This is a genomic window from Pseudomonas baetica, assembly GCF_019733355.1.
Taxonomy (GTDB): Bacteria; Pseudomonadota; Gammaproteobacteria; order Pseudomonadales; family Pseudomonadaceae; genus Aquipseudomonas; species Aquipseudomonas baetica_A.
This window is the reverse complement of sequence record NZ_JAIHLQ010000008.1, coordinates 18,402-40,008: the sequence shown is the minus strand read 5'-3', so window position 1 is coordinate 40,008 and position 21,607 is coordinate 18,402. Positions and strand designations below refer to the sequence as shown.

Here is a 21,607-nt window from a genome sequence, read left to right as displayed (position 1 = left end):
GATCAGGCGCGAAGCTCACACAGCAGCACTCGAGCGATAGCTTTCCAGCTCTTGCTGGGAGATGCGACACATCAGACCTCCCCAGCCAACCAGACGGAGGCAGTTGCAAATCGGTTCTGATCGCCACTGAGGTTACGTGTGTCCAGGTGCTGCCGACCAAAGCGAACAGGATGTATGCAGATCCACCGCTTATAGATTCTTCATCCAGCACATAGTGCGCCTTTAGGTTGCATGCAGAAAATCCTCCGTGACTGGATCTAAATGCGATGCGGTGTAGTTCCGCGCGATTCATCTCTGTTAGCAACCTATCCACCGCAGACCACCGTGTCATTATCTTTGCCAACAGCCATACAAAACTGCCGTCTTCGCTATTACCGCAAAGGCCGGTCAAGAAATCCTCGAGCGGACCATTACCTCGCTGCCGTTGATATCGTGATGAACTATCACTTAAGCCCCCCATCCTCTGTCATAACGTGACCGTCTCAATTTGAATACTTCGGGGTAACGCAGATGACACATGACACCAGGGGCGATTCACTCAGCCACCAGCCCAGCTCAACACGCATCGTCTTCATATTCGACTTGAACGATCTCAACCGCTAAGCTCTGGATAATCTCGATAACTTCTGGGCACTCCACCAGCTCGACAGCGTCGATGCTTAGAGTTGTGAAACCGTAATCTGCCGTTACGCGCCATACGACATCCCCAGCCTGGGTAGTCCCGGTGAAAAAGGTCGCATAGGTTTCACCATCCCCCTTGAATCTGGGAGCCTCCACCAGCTCAGGTGGGGACTGAACTATCGAATCTGCCGGGATAGTTACCTTCTCGCCTGACAGGTCGTAAACCACATCCTGAGTGACTTCAATCACTGATGCCATGGTGCCCTCCTAGTAAAAGGGCACCACTGTAGTGGCAATCAGCTAGTCAGGAAATAGGACATTCGCCTCAGAAGTGGGATAGCCATCGACAGATCGATAGCGCTCAAGCAGCTGTCCGCCGAATGCGACCAGTGCGAAAGGTTCGTGCCCCTGTCGGCTTGATGCGTAGATGCTGAGAGTCCTTGGTGAGGTAGTGCATGGCCTTGATAACCTTGCCGCACGCCTGAGTGTCAACTCGCCGGATCGTCCCAATACCTACCTCATCGCCGTAACGGTCCTTGTCATCATTGCACCGGTAGCAGTACCCATGCCCACGGCTGACCTGCTCCCACAACTCACCAATCTCCCTCGCTTTGTTGAAGTCGCTACGCACCTCAGCACCATTGAAGAAGAAGGCAGCATGAACGTGAAACCCCTTGTCCTCTCCTTGCTCAATTGAACAGATATAGCCCGTCTCGTGCATGAAGATCGGATTACGCTCCCTCGCTCGGACCAGCATATCCAGGTCCTCAAACACATGCTCGATAAGCAGACGCGCTCGAGCTATTGCTCGGTAGTGCAGATCCACCCGTACCACAACCGTGCGGGAATAGCGATCCAGCACTCGTCCCACATACTCAGTAAGCTTGGCCCGTTTCTGGCTGGCCTCATAGAGGCGGTCATTCTCCTTACGCTTGAACTTCTTGCTTCGGACTATCTGACGAATTCGAGCGACCAGCACGTTCATGGCGTGGTGGCAATCCAAGTATCCCGTCCCTTGCTCATTCAGGCAGATCAGGCCTGCAGAACTACGCTCTAGGCCAATGTCCTGACAGGCTTGCCAGAAGGCTCGCAGGTGCTCGCTGTAGACGTAGGCTTCATCATCATAGAAGAGATCAAGCATCTGCTGCATGGAGTCGAAGTATTTGGAGAGCCTGGTCTTCTGCACCCGCTCGTATCCCGATGGAGACTGGATGATCTCGAAGGCAGGTCTGTCAGTACGCTCAATGGACTGAACGAGTCGCTCGATCAGGATCGAGGCTTGAGACTGGGATACGCGGGTGTAGGTGGTAGTGCTGGGTGAGTACATGGTTGAGTGCCTGATTCGTTGGATGCACACCAAGTACTCACTGAGTATTTTTTTACTGCCGAGACGCTCTCTGCTTGAGACTATTGGAAGGGAGTTGTTGATTGGATTGAATATGGATGTAGCTATATAGCTATATCAATAAAACCAGCTTTACCAAGCAAGGCACTGCCCAGGGAAGCGGGACAATGGAAGGCGACATTGCCCCGCCTATAGATACTTTTTGCTATGAGCCTATTGCGGGAGTTGTCTGAGGTGTCGCCACGACAACCGGCTGAGGCGGCATAAAGCGCCATGGTTGGGGAAGCCCCAGCCATGGCGTATTGAGACTGCTTGAACAGGCATCCAAAGCTCACCCCTGATGCCTACGAGTCACACGGCTCACCCTCGGCCAAGTCGCGTGCCTCAATCCTAGCGCGGATCCAGTTGTGAACTTCACTTTCCACCCAGGCAACGCACCGATCCCCCAGAGAGACCGGTCTGGGGAAGCTGCCTTCCCCGATGTACTTGTAGATGGTCGACCGTGCCAGACCGGTCGAGTTGATGACTTCTTTCAGACGGATGATCCTCATGAACGGGCTCCTGTAATACGTTCAGAGGATTCGCAAAGTCTGTAAAAAATTACTTAATCACCTCACCATTGCCTGGCCTAGAAAGCAACCCGTAGAGATAGAGCTCTTCCAAAGGGATTGCCTGCTCACCAGCAACGCTGCGGACGAGCTCCTTAGGAGCGCTTGTGTCAATCACCAGACACCCATTCCAACCTTGCTCTGCCTTCGGTAGCGCGAGCAATGCACGGTAAAAATTGGCATGCGTAAAATGTTGGGGGGAGATTACGAAATCGAGCTCACTAAGAGGAACATTCGAGGCGTTGGATAGCAGAGACTTGATCCATAGGGCGATGTCATACGTCAAATTAAAAAGTTGTTCGTTGAACCTGGCACGAGCAACGCTGACACCAATATCGTCAATCTCTTGCAAGCCTTCCGGTAACCTAAAATCTTGTTGGATCTGCTGTCGTAGCTGCAGGTCATCAATTCGCTCCGCCAGTGCTCCACCCTCAGCTAGATTCAGCCAGTGCCTAGATAAAAGCTGCGCAGCGTACTCCTCTAGGAGAGCCTGAAATGCACGATAAAACTCCGGCCCTTGACCTGCCAAGATCTTAACGATTAGAGCTTCGCTTGAACCGTGGACGACCTTGGCATCCTTTTTAGTTTTGTTTACTACAAAGTGAATTTTTTGCAGCAACTCTGGCCCGGCGCGGTAAATGTTTCTGCCCTGAACCCCCAGAATAGAAGTTGCTTGGCCATTCCCAGCTAGCTGCGCATGATTCAGGTTGAGGTAGTAAACACTCTTTCGCTTCACAGCCAGCACCGGACTGCTTAAGCCAGGTATGTAGCTGCGGATCAAGGCTTGATCCATTAGCGTCTTGAGCCGGTTCCTCAGCATTTCCTTAGTCAACCCTGTCGCTTTACAGATCTGCACTGTCCCGAGATTGCGCACAACACCGAACCGATCAGCGCCGCATAGCAGCACGGCCATCAGGAGTCGATTCACCCTGTTCAGGCTGCCTCGTTTTTTTCTTGCTCGAAGCTGAGACAGAGATCCCCCCCTCTCCTCGCCCTGAACTCCAACAGGCCCCACATGCACCATCAGCCGTTCAATTGCTGCTTCGTGCATCGCGCCCAACGGCACCGGCAAACAATTCAGTTCCGCCAGGAAGGTCTTGGCGACTCTATGGCTCCTTACTGGACGTCCTCTCTCATTGGGTATTGAGGAGCGGATCAAAATCGCAGCATCCACCAAAGCATCCAGAGCCGCCGAAACCTGGCGGTCCGTCACGCCAACATGATTGGCCAAATCCTTAACCCCTAGGCAGACAGGATCAGTAACGCCGAAACACTGAATGAAGCGCACCAGGAAGTACTTGGTCTCTGGCTGAAGGCCTTTGATCTCACAAAGCAAAGCACGTAAAGGCACCGACGGCCTCCGGTCACCGGTTAACAGAGATCAATAATATCGTAGTATTTACAGGCTGTAATAAATATAATTTCGTTATGCATAACGCAACGCATAACGGTATTAATACGTTACGAATAACGATAATTAGATGTACGATGCCGGAACGGTGCTAAAACCGAAATCTGAGGGTCAGGACAATGCGCCAAAGGTCATTGGGACTTGAGTGGCTCGATAAAAACGATTACCTGCAGCAAAGGTGGGCCCACGAGTACCTTCAGGGAAAAAGCCGCATCGACCCACAGCGCAGAGCTTCAACGCACGAATACCTACTCGGCGTGGGCAAAAGCCTAGAAGAGTCAGAAGCCGGCCAAGGCCTGCTTGGTAAAATGAAGAATGCCTGGAGACAGAAGAAGTACAGGTCTCCGGAAAAGGGTCGAAAGGCCTGCACCTTCAAACTCGAAACTGGGGTCAAAAAAGAGCTTTCGTCACTGGCTAGGAGAAACCGAACCAACGAGACCAGCTTGCTTACCACTTTGATCTCTGACAAATCGCAAGCCCAGACGGACCTGAAAAAAGAGGTTAAGCAGGTAACCGATCGGCACAAAGCGCAGCTGTCAGCCTGCAAAGAAGAAATCAACAAACACAAGCAGGCCAATAAGACCCTAATGGACTTATTGAAGAACAGCGTGGGATCGTTTTGTCGACTTGAGGCTCTGCTGCAAGATGTCGCGCGTTCAACAGAACCCGTCACCCAGGATCAGCAACGCAGGATCGACAAGCGGTGCAAGCAGATAATGGTCGATGCCGAAGCAATCGTAAAAGGCCAGAGCACCCTACTCCACAGCGAGCTCTTTAATCACGCCATACCAGTAGGCGACTCCATACTGGCACTAAAAGAGGCAGCAACGGAGGGCCCGCCTTGCTCGAATAATTCTTCGCCAGGCAATCAATCAAGCTCAACTGAAGATACGTTTAGGATTGACTCGGAGCGCCTGCCACTGCCAGAAGATCATTCGGAATCCAGCCTTGTGCTCGTAGCTAAGCCTCATGGTCCGGGAACGACTAATCACACTGGTCTAAGCCCAAAGGAGCTTTCAGAAGAGAAGAATTCTGTCTCCCTTGAAAAAAATGCGACCGACCTTGAGTCTCGATCAGCGCCACAAAACCTGCCAGGCTGCTCCTCCGCTGATATAACCATTAGATCTAACAAAGTCACGCTTCAAAGAAAGAAGCGCACCGTTATCCGAGGACCTCAGAGAAAGCTCGAAGAGGACAACTAAGCTATTCATCTTGAGGCAGACATAGGGCGACCTCAGTGAGGTATGGACAAGAAAACGGCAGGGTCATCCGCAAGCGCCTCTCCTCCCCTGATACCTCAGTTCAACAATTACCGTGGCCGCTGCCAGCACCATCCATAGAAAGCCCCTTCTGACGAATCTCAGCTGAAGGCATTCCAAATGGTATTCCACCCAATCAATTAACCGAATATTTTTATTATAAATCAATAACTTAAATATTCAGTTCAGATTACCCCGGCCCACCAACTCTCAACGACAAAGCCCGCCCCGTGCGGGCTTTGTCGCATCTGGGGATCTTGAATTCACATTGATTCAAGCCAGTTTTTACGATTTCCCAGCAACGCTTCTGCGGTGTTCTGCCGATCAAACCTCAGCACAGCTTCAATAGCTCATCACAGGCTCACTAGTGCAGCTTAGTTATTCGGCTCTGGGAGCCCCCCTTTCAAACACCCCCTGAAATCCGGCGAGATTTAATCGCCTGCCAGGTTGGACTGGTATGCGGCGCCGGATCTATGCTTCGGGGCACAGAGGCAATTACCCGAAGGACGCTCATGAATATCTGGCTCGGCGCCGTACTGGCGGCCCTCGTTTCACTGTCTGCCCACGCTGCCACCATCGACATCGCGCCTAGGATCCAGCAGGTCGTCTACAAAAGCGGCCATGGCAGCGTGCAGTTCAAACAATCGATCAAGGGCTACAAGACGGCGCAGTACAGGCTCAATGCCAAGGCTGGGCAGCTCCTGACGGTGGACTTCAAGCCCTCCAACACCTCCGCCTACTTCAACATCACCGCCAAAGGCGCCGATTACGCGCTGTTCAACGGTTCGATGATGGGCAATCACTTTCTCGGCTCGTTACCCGCCGACGGCGAATACTCGGTGCAGGTCTATCTCATGCGCAATGCCGCTCGGCGCAATGAAGTGGCCGACTACAACATCTCGCTCATCCTCGCCAACGGCGACGCTGTGGATAACCACGCGCCCTTCGACCAGAACCTGGCGTTGCAGGGCATCAGCTTTCATGTGCAGGCGAATATCGTCGACGGCAAACCCACTTTGCGCATCGAACCCAAGGGGCTGGAAATCGACAACTCGGCGATAACCCGACCGCTTAACGGCGAGATCGTCCGTGCCGAAGTCGCCGACCTCAATAACGACGGCTCACCTGAGATCTACGTTTTTACGCGCGCCTCCGGTCGCGGCATGCCGGGAGAACTGATTGCCTACTCGGCCAACAATAAAAAATCCCTGAGCGACATTTACCTGCCGCCGGTCAGCGACAATCCGAAGACCGCCGAGGGGTATCAGGGAGAGGATTCATTTTCTGTGGTGGAGAACGGGCTGGTACAGCGGTTTCCGCTCTACGACAGCGCCGATGCAGACGCGGGCCGGACAGGAAAAATGCGCCAGGTTCAGTACACGTTGGACGCTGGCGAGGCGGGCTGGATTTTACGGGAAGATAAAGTTACCGAGCGCTGACAAGCATCCAGGAAGGTTCTTACACGCAACATCACTTCCTACATTTCGCATCCTAGGAAATTTCCCTCAATACGCGTCGACTTTCATGAACTGGTGAACAGGTTTTCAGGGGATTACCCTCCACGATTGCTGCCATCCAGCGGACGGTTTGACAGCCGCAACCGCAGAGATTGTTCATTCCACGGAGCTACGTCATGAAAAAAATCACCCGACTTACGCTTGTTGGACCGGTATCTGCCGAAGCGCAAACAGCCGGCCTGAAACCGCAATCCAACACCACCAGCTCGAACCGACGCAAACCCCGCCGCACCATCCCCCTCAAGCAGATGCTCAGCGTACGCGACGACGTCGACACGACAACCCTGCTGGCGCATGCCAGTGACCTCCTTGAATCCCTCGCGGTCATCAGCGCCAACTTTGCTGATGAGTTTGACGGTTCCCAGCGCCATGTTGCGGTCGCTATAAAGCAACTGAGTGCATTGGCCGAAATCGTGATCTGTCGGGTGCGGGACAATCTTGACCCCCAACGATCGTGCGCCACCCCCGACCCTGAAGTTCGCCACTGATGGGCAAAACCTGCACAGGCCGACCTCATTGTCGGCCTGTCTTTTATTAACCGGTGGAACGACATCGAGCCAGCGCCTCGAGATGAATTTTTCTTCACTGCTGCCGCTGCGCCAAACCGGTACAGTCCACTCGCTCATTCAAGAAACTACGGTTCGCCCGCACTCTCCCGCGGGCTTTTTTTTGCCTGGCGTTTACGCGCCCTTTTCCACCATCGCTTGCCGTACTCCAGGTTATTGCGCGAACCTGCCAGCAGACTTCTCGCCAACCGGAGCCCCCGATGCCGCTGCTGACCCTGCCCTGCCAACGCCTGACGCTGGCCATCCTTGCCCCGGATCAGGCGGCACTGGAAAGTGATTTCTACCAGCGCAATCAACGCCATCTCGCGGCGTGGTCGCCGATCCGGACCACCGATTATTTCTCCACCGAACAGATTCGCCGACGCCTCGACATCCAGGCCCGCGCGTTTGAAGCGGGACTGGCGATGCATTTCGCCCTGCTGACGCCCGACAGCCAACAGATGATCGGTGCCTGCAATTTCAGCGGGATTATTCGCGGCGCGTTTCAGGCGTGTTATCTGGGGTATCACATTGACCAGGCTCATCAGGGCCAGGGCTTGATGCAGGAAGCGCTGGAGGCTGCCATCGCTTACATGTTTGAGACACAGAACCTGCACCGGATCATGGCCAACTACATTCCTGGCAACGATCGCAGTGCACGCTTGCTGGAACGGCTGGGGTTTGAGCGTGAAGGCTACGCCAAGGCGTACCTGAACATAGCCGGACGCTGGCAGGATCATGTGCTGACGGCGTTGGTCAATCCGGCGTTCGAAGCGCCGGATCAGCGCTGGTCACGACGCCTGGCGTGAAATAAACGCTGACGTTCACAATTTGTTAAGCATTGGCGACGTATGCTCAGGTTTCCCGCCCCTTCCGGTTGCCTGAAACCCATGTCGCGTGCCGCCACTTCGCTGTTTCTGCTTGCCGCCCTGCTGTTTTTCTTCGCGCTGGGTAACCATCAATTGCAAGGCTCCACCGAGGCTCGCGTCGCCGGGATCGCCATGGAGATGCACCTGGACAATGACTGGGTAACCCCACGTCTGTTCGGCGAACCGTTTCTGGAAAAACCGCCCCTGAGTTTGTGGCTGGACGCCGGCGCCATGCGCGTATTCGGTGTTTCGCCGTGGGCGGTGCGATTGGCGTCAGCGGTTGCCGGGTTGCTCAGCGTGATGTTGCTTTACGGCATGTTGCGTCGCTTCGAACGGCCAAAAATGGTCGCCTGGACGGCAGGAATTCTCCTGGCAACCATGGCCAGCTACTGGAGCAACGTGCGCGGCGTTGGCGAAGATGCCCTGCTCGCGCTCGGCGTGACCACGGCGCTGTTGGCGTTTTTCCAGGCGCAACGTGCATCGACCCTAGGCAGTTCGTTGCTGTTTATCGTCGGGATTGCCATCGCCACATTGAGTAAAGGCGTGCTCGGGCTGGCGATGCCGGGGGTAGTGATTTTCGCTTATCTGCTGGCCGACAACCTGATGGACAAGCGCCTGAAGGTTGGCGACTGGTTAAGGCCCGGGTTGCTCACGGCAATCGGGCTGATTCCGCTGCTGATCTGGCTGGCCGTGCTCTATCAGCACGGCGGGGTGCAAGCGCTCAAGGAAGTGCTGCTGACCAACAGCGTCGGACGCTTCAGCGGATCGTTCGTCGAGGCCGGGCACTACGAACCGTTCTATTACTACCTGGCCAAACTGCCCGAAGCCTTCCTGCCGTGGAACATTCTGGTGTACCTGGGGCTGTGGCATTTACGTAAAGAGCTGAAGGCCAATCGTTACCTGCTGTTTTTCAGCCTGTGGATCATCGTGCAATTCATCATGCTGAGCCTGGCGTCGAGCAAGCGCACGGTGTACCTGATGTCGATGACACCGGCTGCTGCGGTGATTGCTGCCGAATACGCAGGCGTGTTGTTTGAGCGATTGAAAGGGCACGAAACCGCCATCGGGCTCGTCGGAAAAATCGCCCGTCATCGTCAGACACTGGCAATGAGCATCCTCACGCTGGTGATCTTCAGTTACCTGGGCGCAGCGCAATGGGCACTCCCCCACGCGGATAAAAAACTCTCTTTCCTGCCGCTGACCGCACACATTCAGACGCTGCAGGCCGAAGGGCATCAGATCGCCCTGTTTCAGGCCAATGAACGTCTGGGTGGCGCTACCGTGTTCTACACCCAACGCGTGCTAAAGGGGCTGGATACCGATGCACAGTTGAGAGACTTCCTCGCCGCCTCTTCCTCCCACGTCGCAATAATGGCGGCAGACCGCGAACCCGCTGCGCCGTTGAAAGTGCTCAAGACGTTGATGGTTGGAAAGCAGGCGTACTACTTCGTCGGGTATTGAACTAGCGGGAGTACAAACAAGAAACCCGCCAGTAAAAGGCGGGTTTTCTGTAGCGATCGCAAAGACTCAGACCGACGCTTCTGGCTGCGTGCTGAAGGCCTGAGACTGCTTGTCCAGCACCGGCAACGCCAGCCGTGCCCACCCATAAAACGCCAGCGCCGTCAGCAAACACGCCAACCACACGAAGATTCCAGCCCAGAACGTGTGGGACATGTAGTGCCAGCCCTGCAGAACCCGCGTCGTGCCGTAGACGAAACCGAGCAACAACGACCCCCACAGCAAGGCACTGGAAAAACGCCACTGATAGCGACGCGCTACGAAATACAACGCCAGCATGGTGAAACCACCGGACGCATGGCCGCCCGGCCAGCAACGCCCACTACCCGCTTCATGGAACAGCTGGAAATTGCTGTACCACTCGATGTGGGCCATTTTTCCGCCATACAACGTCGTCTCGATCGGGCAGTAAACACTGGTGTGCGACTTGAGGAAATGGATCACGCCCGTACACACCGCGAAAGCCACCACCACAAACAGAAAGTCCCGACGGTGATCAGCGGTGAATCGCAGCACGGGAGCGACTTTGCTGCGCTCCAGAAACGCGCCAAGTCGAGGACGCTTCTGTGCATTGACCAACGGCCAGACCACCGACAGCATCGCACCGATCAGGGCGATTTCGGCCGTCCAGTTCGGAATGATCCGCGCCCATTTGTGCGTCAGTTTTTCGAAGAAGTGAATCTTGTCGAGCGGGAAGCTCTGAGTCAGTGGATCGAACAACAGATTGCTGAAGGCGATGTCGATTTTGGTCATGTCGAACATCAGGAACACCAGCGCCGCGCACACCAGCGGAATGCCAAAGTTGTAGGCGTAAAAACGAGATTTCATCGGGTGGTCACCGTGCGCCAGTCGGAAGCTTCAATAAAGCCGAGCATTTTTGGAGCCGCCGGGCTGGCAGCGGAAACAAACAGTGAAGCGCCGTAACCCAGGTTGGATGTCGGCACTTTCAGATCTTTTTCCAATTGCCCCATGCACTCGCTGTGGGTCACCAGAATCAGGTTACGACCGGGGATCTTGTGCGAAAGCGCGTCCTGCAACATGTGCCCCTTGCAGTTCATCAACCAGTCTTCCCCACTCGCGGCCCGATTGAACATGTAACCGGCCGTCTGCACGGTGCGCAGCGACGGGCTGTTGTAGATGTCGGCATTGTTCAGGCCCAGTTGTTCGAACTGTGCACCGACACTGACGGCGGCACTGCGCGAACGGTCGGTGATGCCGTCATGGCCGATCAGGCACGGCGCACTGGAGTGATCGCAGCGCTCGACGTGGCGCACCAGCACGATCATGTCGCCCTTGGCCCACCCCGCCGCCAACGCCTTCGCACCGGCCACGTTGCCGTGGGCCAGATCCGGCACCGACGCCGGTGCCAGCAACCAAAGGGTCAGTGGAATCACCAACACCGAGGCCGCCAACACGACCCAAGTGTTTCGAAAACGCGCCAAACCGCTCAGATCAATCGAGCGCTTGGCGCCGAACAGACTCAGTCTCAATTCCACAAAAAACCGCCTCGCCAGCCAGCATCACTTGTCATTCGATGCGGCGAAGCTACAGACGCCCGTGTGGGCAGCCAGTGAAACCCATGTGAAAAAAGTCTTGGGATCGGCTTGTTACAAATTCTGTCGGACAAAATCCTTTCAGCTCTCGGATTTACGGCCGATACACACCTGCTACACCCTTGCTGGCTCAAAAAAACAACAATCTTCCAGCCTAACCGACGATCAAGAAACCCAACGTTTCTGGAGGAATTGTGATGAATAGCTGGTTCGGTAACATCAGCGTGAACCTGAAATTGGGATTGGGCTTCGGCCTTGTCCTGGCACTGACCTGCGTACTGGCCCTGACCGGCTGGACCAGCCTGGGCAGCCTGATTGACCGCAGTAACTGGATGAGCGACATCACCCAGCTCAACGCCGGCCTGACCAAACTGCGCGTGGTGCGCCTGCAATACATGCTGACCAACGGCGACGAGACCGCCGCGCAGAATGTGCAGACCACCCTCGACGGTTTCGCCGCACAACAGCAACAACTGATCAGCAGCTTCAAAAGCCCGGAAAACGTCAAACTGCTCAAGGAGCAGGCCGCGACTATCGCCGAGTACCAGACGTCGCTGAACAAAATGCGCAACGCCTACCGCACCGGTAACACCGCGCGCGAGACCATGGGCGCTAACGCCCAAACCGCTTACAGCCTGATTGAAGCGATCAGCACCCGCGTCCACCAGATGGCGATGAGCGAACAGCGTTTCGACCAGTTCCAGGCCATCACTGGCGCCAAGGAAGCGTTCATCCTCGCGCGCTACGAAGTGCGTGGCTACACCGCCACCACCAACGCCGAAACCGAGCAGAAAGCCATCGGCCAACTCGACGCGGCCATCGCCAGCCTCAAGCCACTGAATGTGCATTTCGGCGATACCCAGCAAGATGCCCTGCGTCAGCTGGAAGCGGCGCTGATCAACTATCGCAGCGCGCTGATGGCCTACAAGTCCGCCAACAGCGAAGCCGTGCAGGCACGCAAGGAAATGACCGATCAGGGCAGCACTATCGTGAAACTGAGCGAGCAGCTGTATCAGATCCAGCTTGATCGCCGCGACGCCGAAAGCGCCCAGGCCCGCACCCTGCAACTGATCAGCACCCTGCTGGCTCTGCTGGTGGGCATCATTGCCGCCGTGATCATCACCCGTCAGATCACCCGCCCGCTGCAAGACACCCTTGCCGTGGTCGAGCGCATCGCCAGCGGCGACCTGTCGCAAAACGTGGTCGTCACCCGCCGCGACGAACTCGGTGTGCTGCAACAAGGCATCGCCCGCATGGGCGTGACCTTGCGCGACCTGATCAGCGGCATCCGCGACGGCGTCACCCAGATCGCCAGCGCTGCCGAAGAACTGTCGGCCGTGACCGAGCAGACCAGCGCCGGTGTCAACAGCCAGAAAATCGAGACCGATCAGGTCGCCACCGCCATGCACGAGATGACCGCCACCGTGCAGGAAGTCGCGCGCAACGCCGAAGAAGCCTCACAAGCGGCCGCCGCTGCTGACGGCGAAGCCCGTGAAGGCGACAAGGTTGTGAATGAAGCCATCGCCCAGATCGAGCGTCTGGCCAGCGAAGTGGCGCGTTCCACCGAGGCCATGAGCGTGTTGCAGCAGGAAAGCGACAAGATCGGCAGCGTCATGGACGTGATCAAAGCCGTTGCCGAACAGACCAACCTGCTGGCGCTCAACGCTGCCATCGAAGCGGCACGCGCCGGTGAAGCCGGTCGCGGTTTTGCCGTGGTGGCCGACGAAGTCCGTGGTTTGGCTCAGCGCACACAGAAATCCACCGAAGAAATCGAAGGCCTGGTCGCCGGCCTGCAGAACGGCACGCAGCAAGTCTCGGCCGTGATGAACAACAGCCGCGCGCTGACCGACAGTAGCGTAGCCCTGACCCGCAAGGCCGGCTCGTCCCTGGAAAACATCACCCGCACGGTGTCGAACATCCAGTCGATGAACCAGCAGATCGCCGCCGCTGCCGAGCAGCAAAGCGCCGTGGCCGAAGAGATCAGCCGCAGCATCATCAACGTGCGCGACGTGTCCGAACAGACCGCCGCCGCGAGCGATGAGACCGCCGCGTCCAGCGTTGAACTGGCGCGCCTGGGGGGTCAGTTGCAGCAGATGGTGAGCCACTTCCGCGTCTGATTGACCGACTAACGAAGAAGCCCGCTACCACATCAACTAGATGTGATAGCGGGCTTTTTTGTGGGCGCTATTGAACAGCAACAGAAGCCGTCAGCTCGCCCACGGATCAATGATTTCAACACCACTGAACTCAAAATCCTTCACATTACGAGTGGCAATGGATGCGCCATGCACGCGGCAGATCGCGGCTATTTGCGCGTCAGCCATCGACACCGCGCGGCCCTTTGCTTCGCAATCAGCAACCAGTGTTGCGTACTCAACGGCGGCATGGGCATCGAACGGCAAAATGCGCCCGGCAAAGTCCTCTTCGAACATGGCCATGGCATGCGCCTCCAGTTTTTGTTTGCGCTTGCCAGAGGGCAGGCGTGCGATGCCGTGAAGTATTTCGGCCACGGTGACAGCGCTGATTGCCAGATCCATCGCCGGCTGCGCATCCACCCAGGCAAGCACCCGGGTTGCCGGCTCGAGGCGCATAAACTCTGAAAGCACGTTGGTATCGAGCACTATCATTCAGAAAAATCCACGCCGGTGGCTTTATCTGAACGCGCGGGTAGATCCAGCTCCACGGCCCCCACATCGCTGAACCTGTTGCGAATCCGACTGCCAAGCCCACCAGCGCGATCAACCGTCGCCAAGGCTCTGCCCAGAATCAGGCGTGCTTCTTCTTCCATGGAATGTCCGTTATGGGCAGCGGTGATACGCAACTGCTCCTTGAGCTTCTCATCAAGGTTTCGGATTGTGATGCTGGCCATGACGCCTCCTGCAATCAATGAAATCATTGATTGCAGGCTAACACATCCCGCCTTGCTGAGATTTGGCAATCTTCCCAGTGGCAATTACACCCTCAGCGCATTCCACGTCTGCAATTTACTTCAGCCATGCTTTCAAACTACCTTTCAGGGCATTCATTCGCTCATGCAGGCTTTGATCATGCCATCGCTCGGCTTCACCTCCGTTCCGCCCCTGCTCAAATACCTGCGCCATGCCGAGCGACTGGGCATGGCCATTGCGCCGGCATTGGCGGCGGCCGGGTTGCAGGCGCAGCAGTTGAGCGACAACAGCCTGCGCCTGCCGGGTGAGGCGCATGAAAAACTGCTCGATTATTTCTGCGAACACTCGGGCGATCCATTGTTTGGGCTCAACGCGGCCACGTTCGTGCTACCCAACTCGTGGAGCGTGCTGGGTTACATCACCATGAACTGCGCGACGCTGGGTGATGCCATGAGCCGGATCATGCCGTTCGAGAAACTGGTCGGCGACATGGGCGTCAGCCGCGCCGAGGTGCAGGACGGCCATGTGCACCTGATCTGGAGCTGCCGTTATCAGCGCCCACAGATTCGCCGGCATCTGGTGGAAAACGTGCTCGGTTCGTGGCTGCACTATGCGCGCTGGATTGCTGATATGCAGCTGTCGCCGGCGGCTGTGTGGCTGGAACATTCCTGCCCTGCCGAGACCACGTTGGCGCAGTACGAAGCGTTTTTCGGTTGCCCGGTTTTGTTCGATCAGCCTTATTCAGCGTTGATTGTGCCGTTGGCGTATCTGCAATTGCCGTTGCGCCAGGCCGATGCGCAATTGCTGCGCACGCTGGAAGAACATGCGATGGGGTTGATGGCGACGCTGGAGGATGCGTCGCTGGCGCTACGCGTGAAAAACATCCTGCGCCAATTGCTCAAGGAAGGTCTGCCACGCAAGGAACAGGTGGCCGAGCAGTTGTCCGTGTCGGCGCGTACGCTGCAACGTCAACTGCAACAGGCCGGCACCTCGTATCAGCAGATTCTCGATGACCTGCGTCAGGAACTGGCTGAGCATTACTTGCTCAACAGCAACCTGCCGATTCAGGACATTGCGCAGTATTTGGGTTTTACCGAACCGCGTTCGTTTCACCGCACGTTCAAGCGTCGGCGGGGGATGCCGCCGGGGGAGTTTCGGCAGATGCATCGGGGCTGACTGTGCGGACCTCTTCGCGAGCGAGCCCCCACAGGGGCTCTATGTCGTACACAAAATCTGTGTCCACTGACGATCCAGTGTGGGAGGGTGCTTGCTCGCGAAGGCGTCAGTCGCAGCACCGAAATCCGACAGGCAAATCCTTGATCTCTGTAGTGCAATAAACACCTCGCAGCGCATCCGTTTAAAGACATCCAGTGTTACGCCCGACAGCCTACAAATCCTTGCGCCGCTGCCTACGCCTGCGCCAGAATCCGCCGGCTTGTGCGCCCCGGAGCCCATCGGTAACTTGAGTCCGTCACTGATTTCCAGTGATCGGGTTTAGTAGCCCGTGGTAATTCTGCTGGTCGTACATTCATCACAGGTGCTCCCGTACCTGAGCTTGATGGTGGCTGTACGTAGGGCGCTTCGGCGCGCCGGCTTAAGCTGAGTTCCCCGGTCTACTAACCTGCGTACAGCTGCCTCCCTTTCGTTTAGTAGCCAAAGGGTTGGCGCTCAATGAAGGGAACACAGCTTATGTTCAAAGTAACGCCCAACCCGCCGTTCACCGACCCGGCCTCCCCCTACGAATCGCCCGATTCAAAGAAATTCCACGAAGCCGCCGAGCGCGCCCTCGACCATTACCTCAAACCCGCCGACCAAATCATGGCCGCGCCGTACAAACCCAACACCCTCTACATGGCACACCCCGACGCCGACACCGAATCCCTGCTGGCCGATGCCAGTGAAACCCTCGGTTCGGCCACGGTCATGATCAACAACCATGTGGCGCTGGTTGAAGGCACGCACCGCAAGACACTGCAAGGTATTGCTCAAGTGGTGATGCTGGCCGAATTGGCCGTCAATCGCGTGTTGGACACGTTAGTGCCGACTGAGTAACGAAAAAGCCCGCAGTCAAACCCTGATGGTTTGGCTGCGGGCTTTTTCTGTGCGGCTTAAAACGGTTTCAAACACTGATCGCGTTGGTAAACACCAGCCGATTGCCAAACGGGTCGGCAATGGTCATGTCCTGACTGCCCCACGGCATGGCCTGGATCTGTGGGTGCGAGAATTTGTAATCCTTGGCCAGCAGTTGCTGCTGAAACGCCTCCAGCTCATCCGTTTCAATCCGCAGCGCCGAACCCGGCGTCGCATCACCATGATGCTCGGACAGATGCAGCACACACTCACCCCGCGACACTTGCAGATACAACGGGAAATTCGCTTCGAAACGATGCTGCCAGTCGATCCTGAAACCGAGAAAGTCGACGTAGAACTCTACGGCTTTGGCTTCATCGAAAATGCGCAGGATCGGAGTGGTTTTGCCGAAGCTCATGGGGGGGCTCCCTGACTGATTGGCCCAAAAGTGTAGCGGGGCTGAATGTCAGCACTTCGGCTTGTGGATGGCTTTCTTTAGTCGCAATGTGCCACTGCTGTGACGCACTGCGCGAAACGTCAACGAAAGCCGTCACGCAAATCGCCCTGACGGGCAAGAAAACGCCCTTCCCTTCGCCCATTCGCCTGCCCATCGCAATAACTCAAAACACCGTTGATCCACACCCCGTCAATGCCTTGCGCCGGCCGTTGCGGGTCGCTGAAATCCGCCACGTCACGCACCGTTGCCGGATCGAACAACACCAGATCGGCCCAGTAGCCTTGCCGAATCTCGCCCCTGCCCTTCAAACCGAATCGGGCCGCCGACAGACCGGTCATTTTGTGCACCGCTGTGTGTAAGGGAAACAACCCGACGTCACGACTGAAATGTCCCAACACCCGTGGGAAAGCGCCCCACAAACGCGGATGCGGGAACGGGTCTTCCGGCAGTCCGTCAGACCCCACCATCGACAACGGATGCGCGAGGATTCTTCGTACATCGGCCTCGTCCATGCCGTAGTACACCGCCCCCGCGGGTTGCAGGCGCTGGGCGGCGTCGAGCAGCGGCACGTTCCATTGCGCGGCGATGTCGATCAGGTCGCGACCGCTGACTTGCGGATGCGGCGTCGACCAGGTGATGGTGATGCGGTGGGCATCGGTGACTTGCTTGAGATCCAGCGTCGATGAACTCGCCGCATACGGATAACAATCGCAGCCGACCGGGTGAGTTTTTGCCGCGTCTTCAAGAGCGGCCAACAACTGCGGACTGCGCCCCCAGTTACCGACACCGGCGCATTTGAGGTGAGAAATGATCACCGGCGAGCGGGCATGACGACCGATTTGAAACGCCTCGTCCATCGCCTCCAGCACTGGGGCGAATTCGCTGCGCAGGTGAGTGGTGTACACCGCGCCGCATGCGCTGAGTTCTTCGCTCAATTGCATCACTTCATCGGTGGAGGCGTTGTAGGCGCTGGCGTACGCCAAGCCTGTGGATAAACCCAGCGCACCGGCCTCGAGACTTTCGCGCAACTGCTCGCGCATGGCGCTGATTTCGTCAGCCGTTGCGGTGCGGAACAAGTCATCAAGATGATTGCTGCGCAGCGCTGTGTGGCCGATCAGTGCGGCGACATTGAGCGTGGTGTTGGCCGCTTCGACCGCTGCGCGGTAGTCGCTGAAGCGTGGATAGATGAACGCCGCTGCCGTGCCGAGCAGGTTCATCGGGTCGGGTGGGTTGCCTTTCAACGTCACCGGCGAGGCGCTGATCCCGCAGTTGCCGACAATCACCGTGGTCACGCCTTGGCTGAGCTTGGGCAGCATTTCTGGCTGGCGGATGACCACGGTGTCGTCGTGGGTGTGCACGTCGATAAACCCCGGCGCCAGCACGCGGCCGGCGGCGTCGATTTCTTCGCTGGCGGTGGCGTCGTGCAAGTCGCCGATCTGCTCGATGCGACCATTGAGAATCGCCACGTCGGCACTGTAACCGGGGCGGTTGCTGCCATCGATGATCAGGGCGTTACGAATCAACGTGTCGTACAGCATGTCAGTCTCCCAGCGGCAGGTGATCATCGCCGCCACGGTATTCGTCGAGGGCGAGTTTGATCCGCCGCAGACGTTCTTGATTGTCTTGAGGATTGGCCAGCGCCAGCTCGGTGGCAAGCACGTCGATGGCCAACAACATGCCGTAGCGCGCTGCCGTCGGTTTGTAGATGAACGAGGTTTCCGCGCTTTGCAGCGGCAGGACGAGGTCGGCCCGTTCGGCCAGCGGCGAATCGGCGCGGGTGATGGCCAGAATGCGTGCGCCGTAGTTGCGCGCCAGTTCGACCGTTTCCAGTAGTTCCGGGGTGACACCGGTCAATGAGCAGACAATCACCACTTGTTCGGCGTTCAGGCTGGCGGCGGTGACGCGCATCATCACCGCGTCATGACACACCGCAATCGGGTAGCCGAGGCGCACCAGCCGCACCTGCAATTCATCGCTGCACAGGGTCGAGCAGCCGCCCATGCCGAACGCGTGAATCATGCGTGCCTGGCTGAGCATTTTCACCGCGTCGGCAAATCGCGATTCGTCGAAGGCCGCCAGATGCTGGCGCAGCGTGGTTTCGATATCGCCAACAATCTGCCCGTAAAACGCCGACTGCTCAGGTGTGCCGGCCGGGTCGAGAAAACGGCTGCCAACGCCGCTGGCCTGGGCCAGTTGCAGGCGCAGATCACGCAAATCGCGACAGCCGACGGTGCGGGCAAATCGCGACAGTGTGGCGGTGCTGACTTCGGCCCGTTGCGCCAAATCATCGAGGCTGGCGGAGGCGGCAAAGCCGACGTCGTCGAGCATCAGCCGAGCAATGCGCCCTTCACCGACGCTGAAGGAATCCTGACGGGCGCGGATCTGATAGAGGATGTCCATGACGGCGGGCTCCGGTTACAGCAAGTAAGAAAGGCCGACAGTCAGACCGAAAGCGACCAGCGAGATCAAGGTCTCAAGCACGGTCCAGGTCTTGAACGTCTGCGCGACCGTCATGTTGAAGTATTCCTTGATCAACCAGAAGCCGCCGTCGTTGACGTGGGAAAAGATCACCGACCCGGCACCGGTCGCCAGCACCAACAGTTCAGGGTGTGGATAACCCAGACCGATGGCGACTGGCGCAACCACGCCCGAAGCGGTGGTCATCGCCACCGTGGCCGATCCTGTTGCCACGCGCATCAACGCCGCAAACAGCCAGCCCATCATCAGCGGCGAGAGATGAAATTCGTGAGCGAGGCCAACGATCTGATCGGTCACGCCGGCATCGACCAGAATCCGGTTCAAGCCACCGCCCGCGCCGACCAGCAAGGTGATGCTGGCCGTCGGCGCCAGGCATTCATTGGTGAACTTGAGGATCGATTCGCGGTTGAAACCCTGGGCGATGCCCAACGTCCAGAAACTCAGCAAGGTCGCCAGCAGCAGCGCAATCACCGAGTTGCCGATAAACAACAGGAACTGATTGAGGCCGCTGCCCGGTGTGGAAATCAGGTTGGCCCAACCGCCGATCAGCATCAGCACCACCGGCAACAGGATGGTCGCCATGGTGATGCCGAACCCTGGCAGGTTGTCGCGCGGTTCGCGGTCGAGGAATTGTTTTTCCAGCGGGTTATCCGCCGGTAATTGAATGCGCGGCACGATGAATTTGGCGTAGAGCGGCCCTGCGATGATTGCCGTCGGTATGCCGATCGCAATCGCATACAGCAGCGTCTGCCCGACTGAAGCCTGATAGGCCTGCACCGCCAGCATCGCTGCCGGGTGCGGCGGTACCAGCGCGTGCACAACCGACAAACCGGCAACCATTGGCAGGCCGACCATCAAAATCGACACACCGACCCGCCGCGCCACGGTGAAAGCAATCGGCACCAGCAAGACGAAACCGACTTCGAAGAACAGCGGTAAACCGACCAGAAACGCGATGCAGACCATGGCCCAGTGCGCGTTCTTTTCACCAAATTTGTCCATCAACGTACGCGCCATCTGCTCGGCGCCGCCGGACTCGGCCATCATTTTGCCGAGCATCGTCCCCAACGCCACCACCAGCGCAATATGCCCCAGCGTCTTGCCCACCCCGGCCTCATACGCGCCCACCACGCCGGACGGCGGCATACCCGCCACCAGCGCCAGACCAATGGAAATCAGGGTGATGACAATGAACGGGTTGAGCCGGTAACGGGCGATCAGCACGATCAGAGCAATGATGGCGACGGCGGCGTAGACCAGCAGCCAATAGCCGAAGGAAGGCGTCATGCGGTACTCCTCGAAAGGGTCACGTTCGAATGGGTTGTGAAACTCATAAATCATTTCGAGATCGAGTTTTCAAACGCCATGAAAGTCATTTTCGTGGAGAGGTAAGACCTGTCGCGGATGGATAGGCCGTGTCGCGATTATTGAAAATCGCGGGGTGGGATTTACATCGTTATGGGGTTAACACAAAACCCTGTGGGGGCGGGCTTGCTTGTCACGCACCTCATTCAGCCTTTGAAATCGGCGCTGGCGTAGGCGGCGAGTTTGCTCTGGATGAAGTCGAGGAAGCACTGAATGCGCAGCGCCAGTTGCGAATTACGGTAATACACGGCGTTGATCGGCTGGCGATAGCCGCTGTTGAACTCGGCCAGCACCACGTTCAGGCGCCCGGCACGAATGTCGTCGATGGTCATGAAGTGCGACAGGCACGCGATGCCCTGCCCTTCCAGCGCCAGTTGCCGCACGGTCTCGCCACTGGAGGCGCTGATCGCCGGGGTGATCGGCCAGCGGTCGCCATGCACATAACGCAACGGCCACTGATTGAGGCCCTCGTTCTGAGTAAAACCGAGCAAGGTGTGTTCGCTCAGATCGGCCACTTGCAGCGGCGTGCCGTGCTTTTCGAGATAGGCGGGACTGGCAACGATCAACAGCGGACTGCATCCGAGCGAACGCGCATGCAGCGTCGAGTCGGCAAGGGTGCCGATGCGGATGGCGATGTCGGTGCTCTGTTCCAGCAGGTCAATGATCAGGTCATTGCTGTTGAGTTCGAGCTGGATGTCGGGGTAGAGACGGCGGAATTCGTCGATGTAGGGAACCACGGCGTGGAGCATGAATGGCGATGCTGCATTGATCCGCAGCCGTCCGGACGGCGTTTGCTGACGTGAGGACAGGCGTTCTTCGAGCGCGTCCATCTGATCGAGAATCAGCTTGGCCTGCTCGAAGAAATACTTGCCCTCCTCGGTCAGGTCCATGCGCCGCGTGGTGCGGTTGATCAGCGTGGTGTCGAGCTTGGCTTCCAGCCGCGACAGGGTGCGACTGACCGCCGACGGCGTGTGCCCGACCTGCTCGGCGGCGGCGGAAATCGAGCCGCATTCGATCACGCAGACGAAAATCTGCAACTCATCGGATCTGGCTTTCACGGGTGTCCTCTGATCGATTGGCCTGCACCGCAGGTTCAGGCCTTC

Annotated in this window: 21 protein-coding genes and 1 pseudogene; 9 read left to right on the top strand and 13 right to left on the bottom strand. The window is 57.4% G+C overall.

Annotated elements, in window-relative coordinates; genetic code table 11:
* Positions 1–555: 555 nt before the first annotated feature.
* The 4 genes from K5E40_RS09675 to K5E40_RS09660 all read right to left on the bottom strand — a co-directional run bounded on the left by K5E40_RS09675 (position 556) and on the right by K5E40_RS09660 (position 3,925).
* Positions 556–879 carry a hypothetical protein gene (locus K5E40_RS09675; RefSeq protein WP_221730529.1) on the bottom strand — a complete coding sequence of 108 codons (324 nt, stop codon included), beginning with the start codon at positions 877–879 and terminating at the stop codon, positions 556–558.
* 103 nt (positions 880–982) lie between these two features.
* Positions 983–1,948 carry an inovirus-type Gp2 protein gene (locus K5E40_RS09670; protein ID WP_221730528.1) on the bottom strand — a complete coding sequence of 322 codons (966 nt, stop codon included), beginning with the start codon at positions 1,946–1,948 and terminating at the stop codon, positions 983–985.
* A 362-nt stretch (positions 1,949–2,310) separates the two neighbouring features.
* Entirely contained in the window at positions 2,311–2,517 is a 207-nt protein-coding gene (locus K5E40_RS09665) for an AlpA family transcriptional regulator (protein ID WP_221730527.1), read from the bottom strand.
* Between the two features lie 49 nt (positions 2,518–2,566).
* The gene (locus K5E40_RS09660) at positions 2,567–3,925 is read right to left on the bottom strand and encodes a hypothetical protein (RefSeq protein ID WP_221730526.1); all 1,359 of its coding nucleotides are present in this window, start codon (positions 3,923–3,925) and stop codon (positions 2,567–2,569) included.
* A 179-nt stretch (positions 3,926–4,104) separates the two neighbouring features.
* Between K5E40_RS09660 and K5E40_RS09655 the strand changes: the two genes are divergently transcribed.
* From K5E40_RS09655 to K5E40_RS09635, 5 genes are all read left to right on the top strand, one after another.
* The gene (locus K5E40_RS09655) at positions 4,105–5,187 is read left to right on the top strand and encodes a hypothetical protein (protein ID WP_221730525.1); all 1,083 of its coding nucleotides are present in this window, start codon (positions 4,105–4,107) and stop codon (positions 5,185–5,187) included.
* Positions 5,188–5,756: 569 nt separating this feature from the next.
* The gene (locus K5E40_RS09650) at positions 5,757–6,683 is read left to right on the top strand and encodes a hypothetical protein (RefSeq protein WP_221730524.1); all 927 of its coding nucleotides are present in this window, start codon (positions 5,757–5,759) and stop codon (positions 6,681–6,683) included.
* Between the two features lie 194 nt (positions 6,684–6,877).
* A complete protein-coding gene (locus K5E40_RS09645; protein WP_221730523.1) occupies positions 6,878–7,249 on the top strand; it encodes a DUF6124 family protein in 372 nt (123 codons plus the stop codon).
* Between the two features lie 278 nt (positions 7,250–7,527).
* Complete coding sequence (gene rimJ, locus K5E40_RS09640; protein ID WP_221730522.1) at positions 7,528–8,115, top strand: ribosomal protein S5-alanine N-acetyltransferase; 588 nt, start codon at positions 7,528–7,530, stop codon at positions 8,113–8,115.
* An 81-nt stretch (positions 8,116–8,196) separates the two neighbouring features.
* On the top strand, positions 8,197–9,636 hold the full coding sequence (locus tag K5E40_RS09635) for a glycosyltransferase family 39 protein (RefSeq protein WP_221730521.1): 1,440 nt from the start codon (positions 8,197–8,199) through the stop codon (positions 9,634–9,636).
* Between the two features lie 66 nt (positions 9,637–9,702).
* Here the strand turns inward: K5E40_RS09635 and K5E40_RS09630 are convergent, their stop codons facing one another.
* Positions 9,703–10,521, bottom strand: a complete 819-nt coding sequence (locus tag K5E40_RS09630) for a phosphatase PAP2 family protein (protein WP_221730520.1) — start codon at positions 10,519–10,521, stop codon at positions 9,703–9,705.
* The gene (locus K5E40_RS09625) at positions 10,518–11,189 is read right to left on the bottom strand and encodes a histidine phosphatase family protein (protein ID WP_221730519.1); all 672 of its coding nucleotides are present in this window, start codon (positions 11,187–11,189) and stop codon (positions 10,518–10,520) included. The genes K5E40_RS09630 and K5E40_RS09625 overlap by 4 nt, the downstream gene beginning before the upstream one ends.
* Positions 11,190–11,443: 254 nt before the next feature.
* On the opposite strand from K5E40_RS09625, the pseudogene K5E40_RS35555 reads away from it, so the two are divergent.
* A pseudogene (locus K5E40_RS35555) lies at positions 11,444–12,505 on the top strand (methyl-accepting chemotaxis protein); the annotation flags it as partial.
* Entirely contained in the window at positions 12,500–13,363 is an 864-nt protein-coding gene (locus tag K5E40_RS35550) for a methyl-accepting chemotaxis protein (protein WP_409339130.1), read from the top strand. The pseudogene K5E40_RS35555 and the gene K5E40_RS35550, both read left to right, overlap by 6 nt.
* Positions 13,364–13,453: 90 nt before the next feature.
* Here the strand turns inward: K5E40_RS35550 and K5E40_RS09615 are convergent, their stop codons facing one another.
* Together K5E40_RS09615 and K5E40_RS09610 are read right to left on the bottom strand one after the other, a co-directional pair.
* Complete coding sequence (locus K5E40_RS09615; protein WP_221730517.1) at positions 13,454–13,873, bottom strand: type II toxin-antitoxin system VapC family toxin; 420 nt, start codon at positions 13,871–13,873, stop codon at positions 13,454–13,456.
* Entirely contained in the window at positions 13,870–14,115 is a 246-nt protein-coding gene (locus K5E40_RS09610) for a FitA-like ribbon-helix-helix domain-containing protein (protein ID WP_221730516.1), read from the bottom strand. Before K5E40_RS09610 ends, K5E40_RS09615 begins: the two co-directional genes overlap by 4 nt.
* Before the next feature lie 178 nt (positions 14,116–14,293).
* Here K5E40_RS09610 and K5E40_RS09605 point away from each other — a divergent pair, with 178 nt between their 5' ends.
* Together K5E40_RS09605 and K5E40_RS09600 are read left to right on the top strand one after the other, a co-directional pair.
* Positions 14,294–15,310: an AraC family transcriptional regulator gene (locus K5E40_RS09605; protein ID WP_221730515.1), complete on the top strand. Its 1,017-nt coding sequence runs from the start codon at positions 14,294–14,296 to the stop codon at positions 15,308–15,310.
* Between the two features lie 513 nt (positions 15,311–15,823).
* Positions 15,824–16,186, top strand: a complete 363-nt coding sequence (locus K5E40_RS09600; protein ID WP_221730514.1) for a DUF6124 family protein — start codon at positions 15,824–15,826, stop codon at positions 16,184–16,186.
* 67 nt (positions 16,187–16,253) lie between these two features.
* Here K5E40_RS09600 and K5E40_RS09595 read toward each other — a convergent pair whose 3' ends face one another.
* From K5E40_RS09595 to K5E40_RS09575, 5 genes are all read right to left on the bottom strand, one after another.
* Positions 16,254–16,622 (bottom strand): glyoxalase superfamily protein, encoded by a 369-nt coding sequence (locus tag K5E40_RS09595; RefSeq protein ID WP_221730513.1) that lies wholly within the window; start codon positions 16,620–16,622, stop codon positions 16,254–16,256.
* Positions 16,623–16,741: 119 nt separating this feature from the next.
* Complete coding sequence (locus K5E40_RS09590) at positions 16,742–18,199, bottom strand: amidohydrolase family protein (protein ID WP_221730512.1); 1,458 nt, start codon at positions 18,197–18,199, stop codon at positions 16,742–16,744.
* A gap of 1 nt (position 18,200) precedes the next feature.
* The gene (locus K5E40_RS09585; protein ID WP_221730511.1) at positions 18,201–19,061 is read right to left on the bottom strand and encodes a MurR/RpiR family transcriptional regulator; all 861 of its coding nucleotides are present in this window, start codon (positions 19,059–19,061) and stop codon (positions 18,201–18,203) included.
* Positions 19,062–19,076: 15 nt separating this feature from the next.
* Positions 19,077–20,426: a GntP family permease gene (locus K5E40_RS09580; RefSeq protein ID WP_221730510.1), complete on the bottom strand. Its 1,350-nt coding sequence runs from the start codon at positions 20,424–20,426 to the stop codon at positions 19,077–19,079.
* A 224-nt stretch (positions 20,427–20,650) separates the two neighbouring features.
* Positions 20,651–21,562 carry a LysR family transcriptional regulator gene (locus K5E40_RS09575; protein ID WP_221730509.1) on the bottom strand — a complete coding sequence of 304 codons (912 nt, stop codon included), beginning with the start codon at positions 21,560–21,562 and terminating at the stop codon, positions 20,651–20,653.
* Between the last annotated feature and the right edge of the window lie 45 nt (positions 21,563–21,607).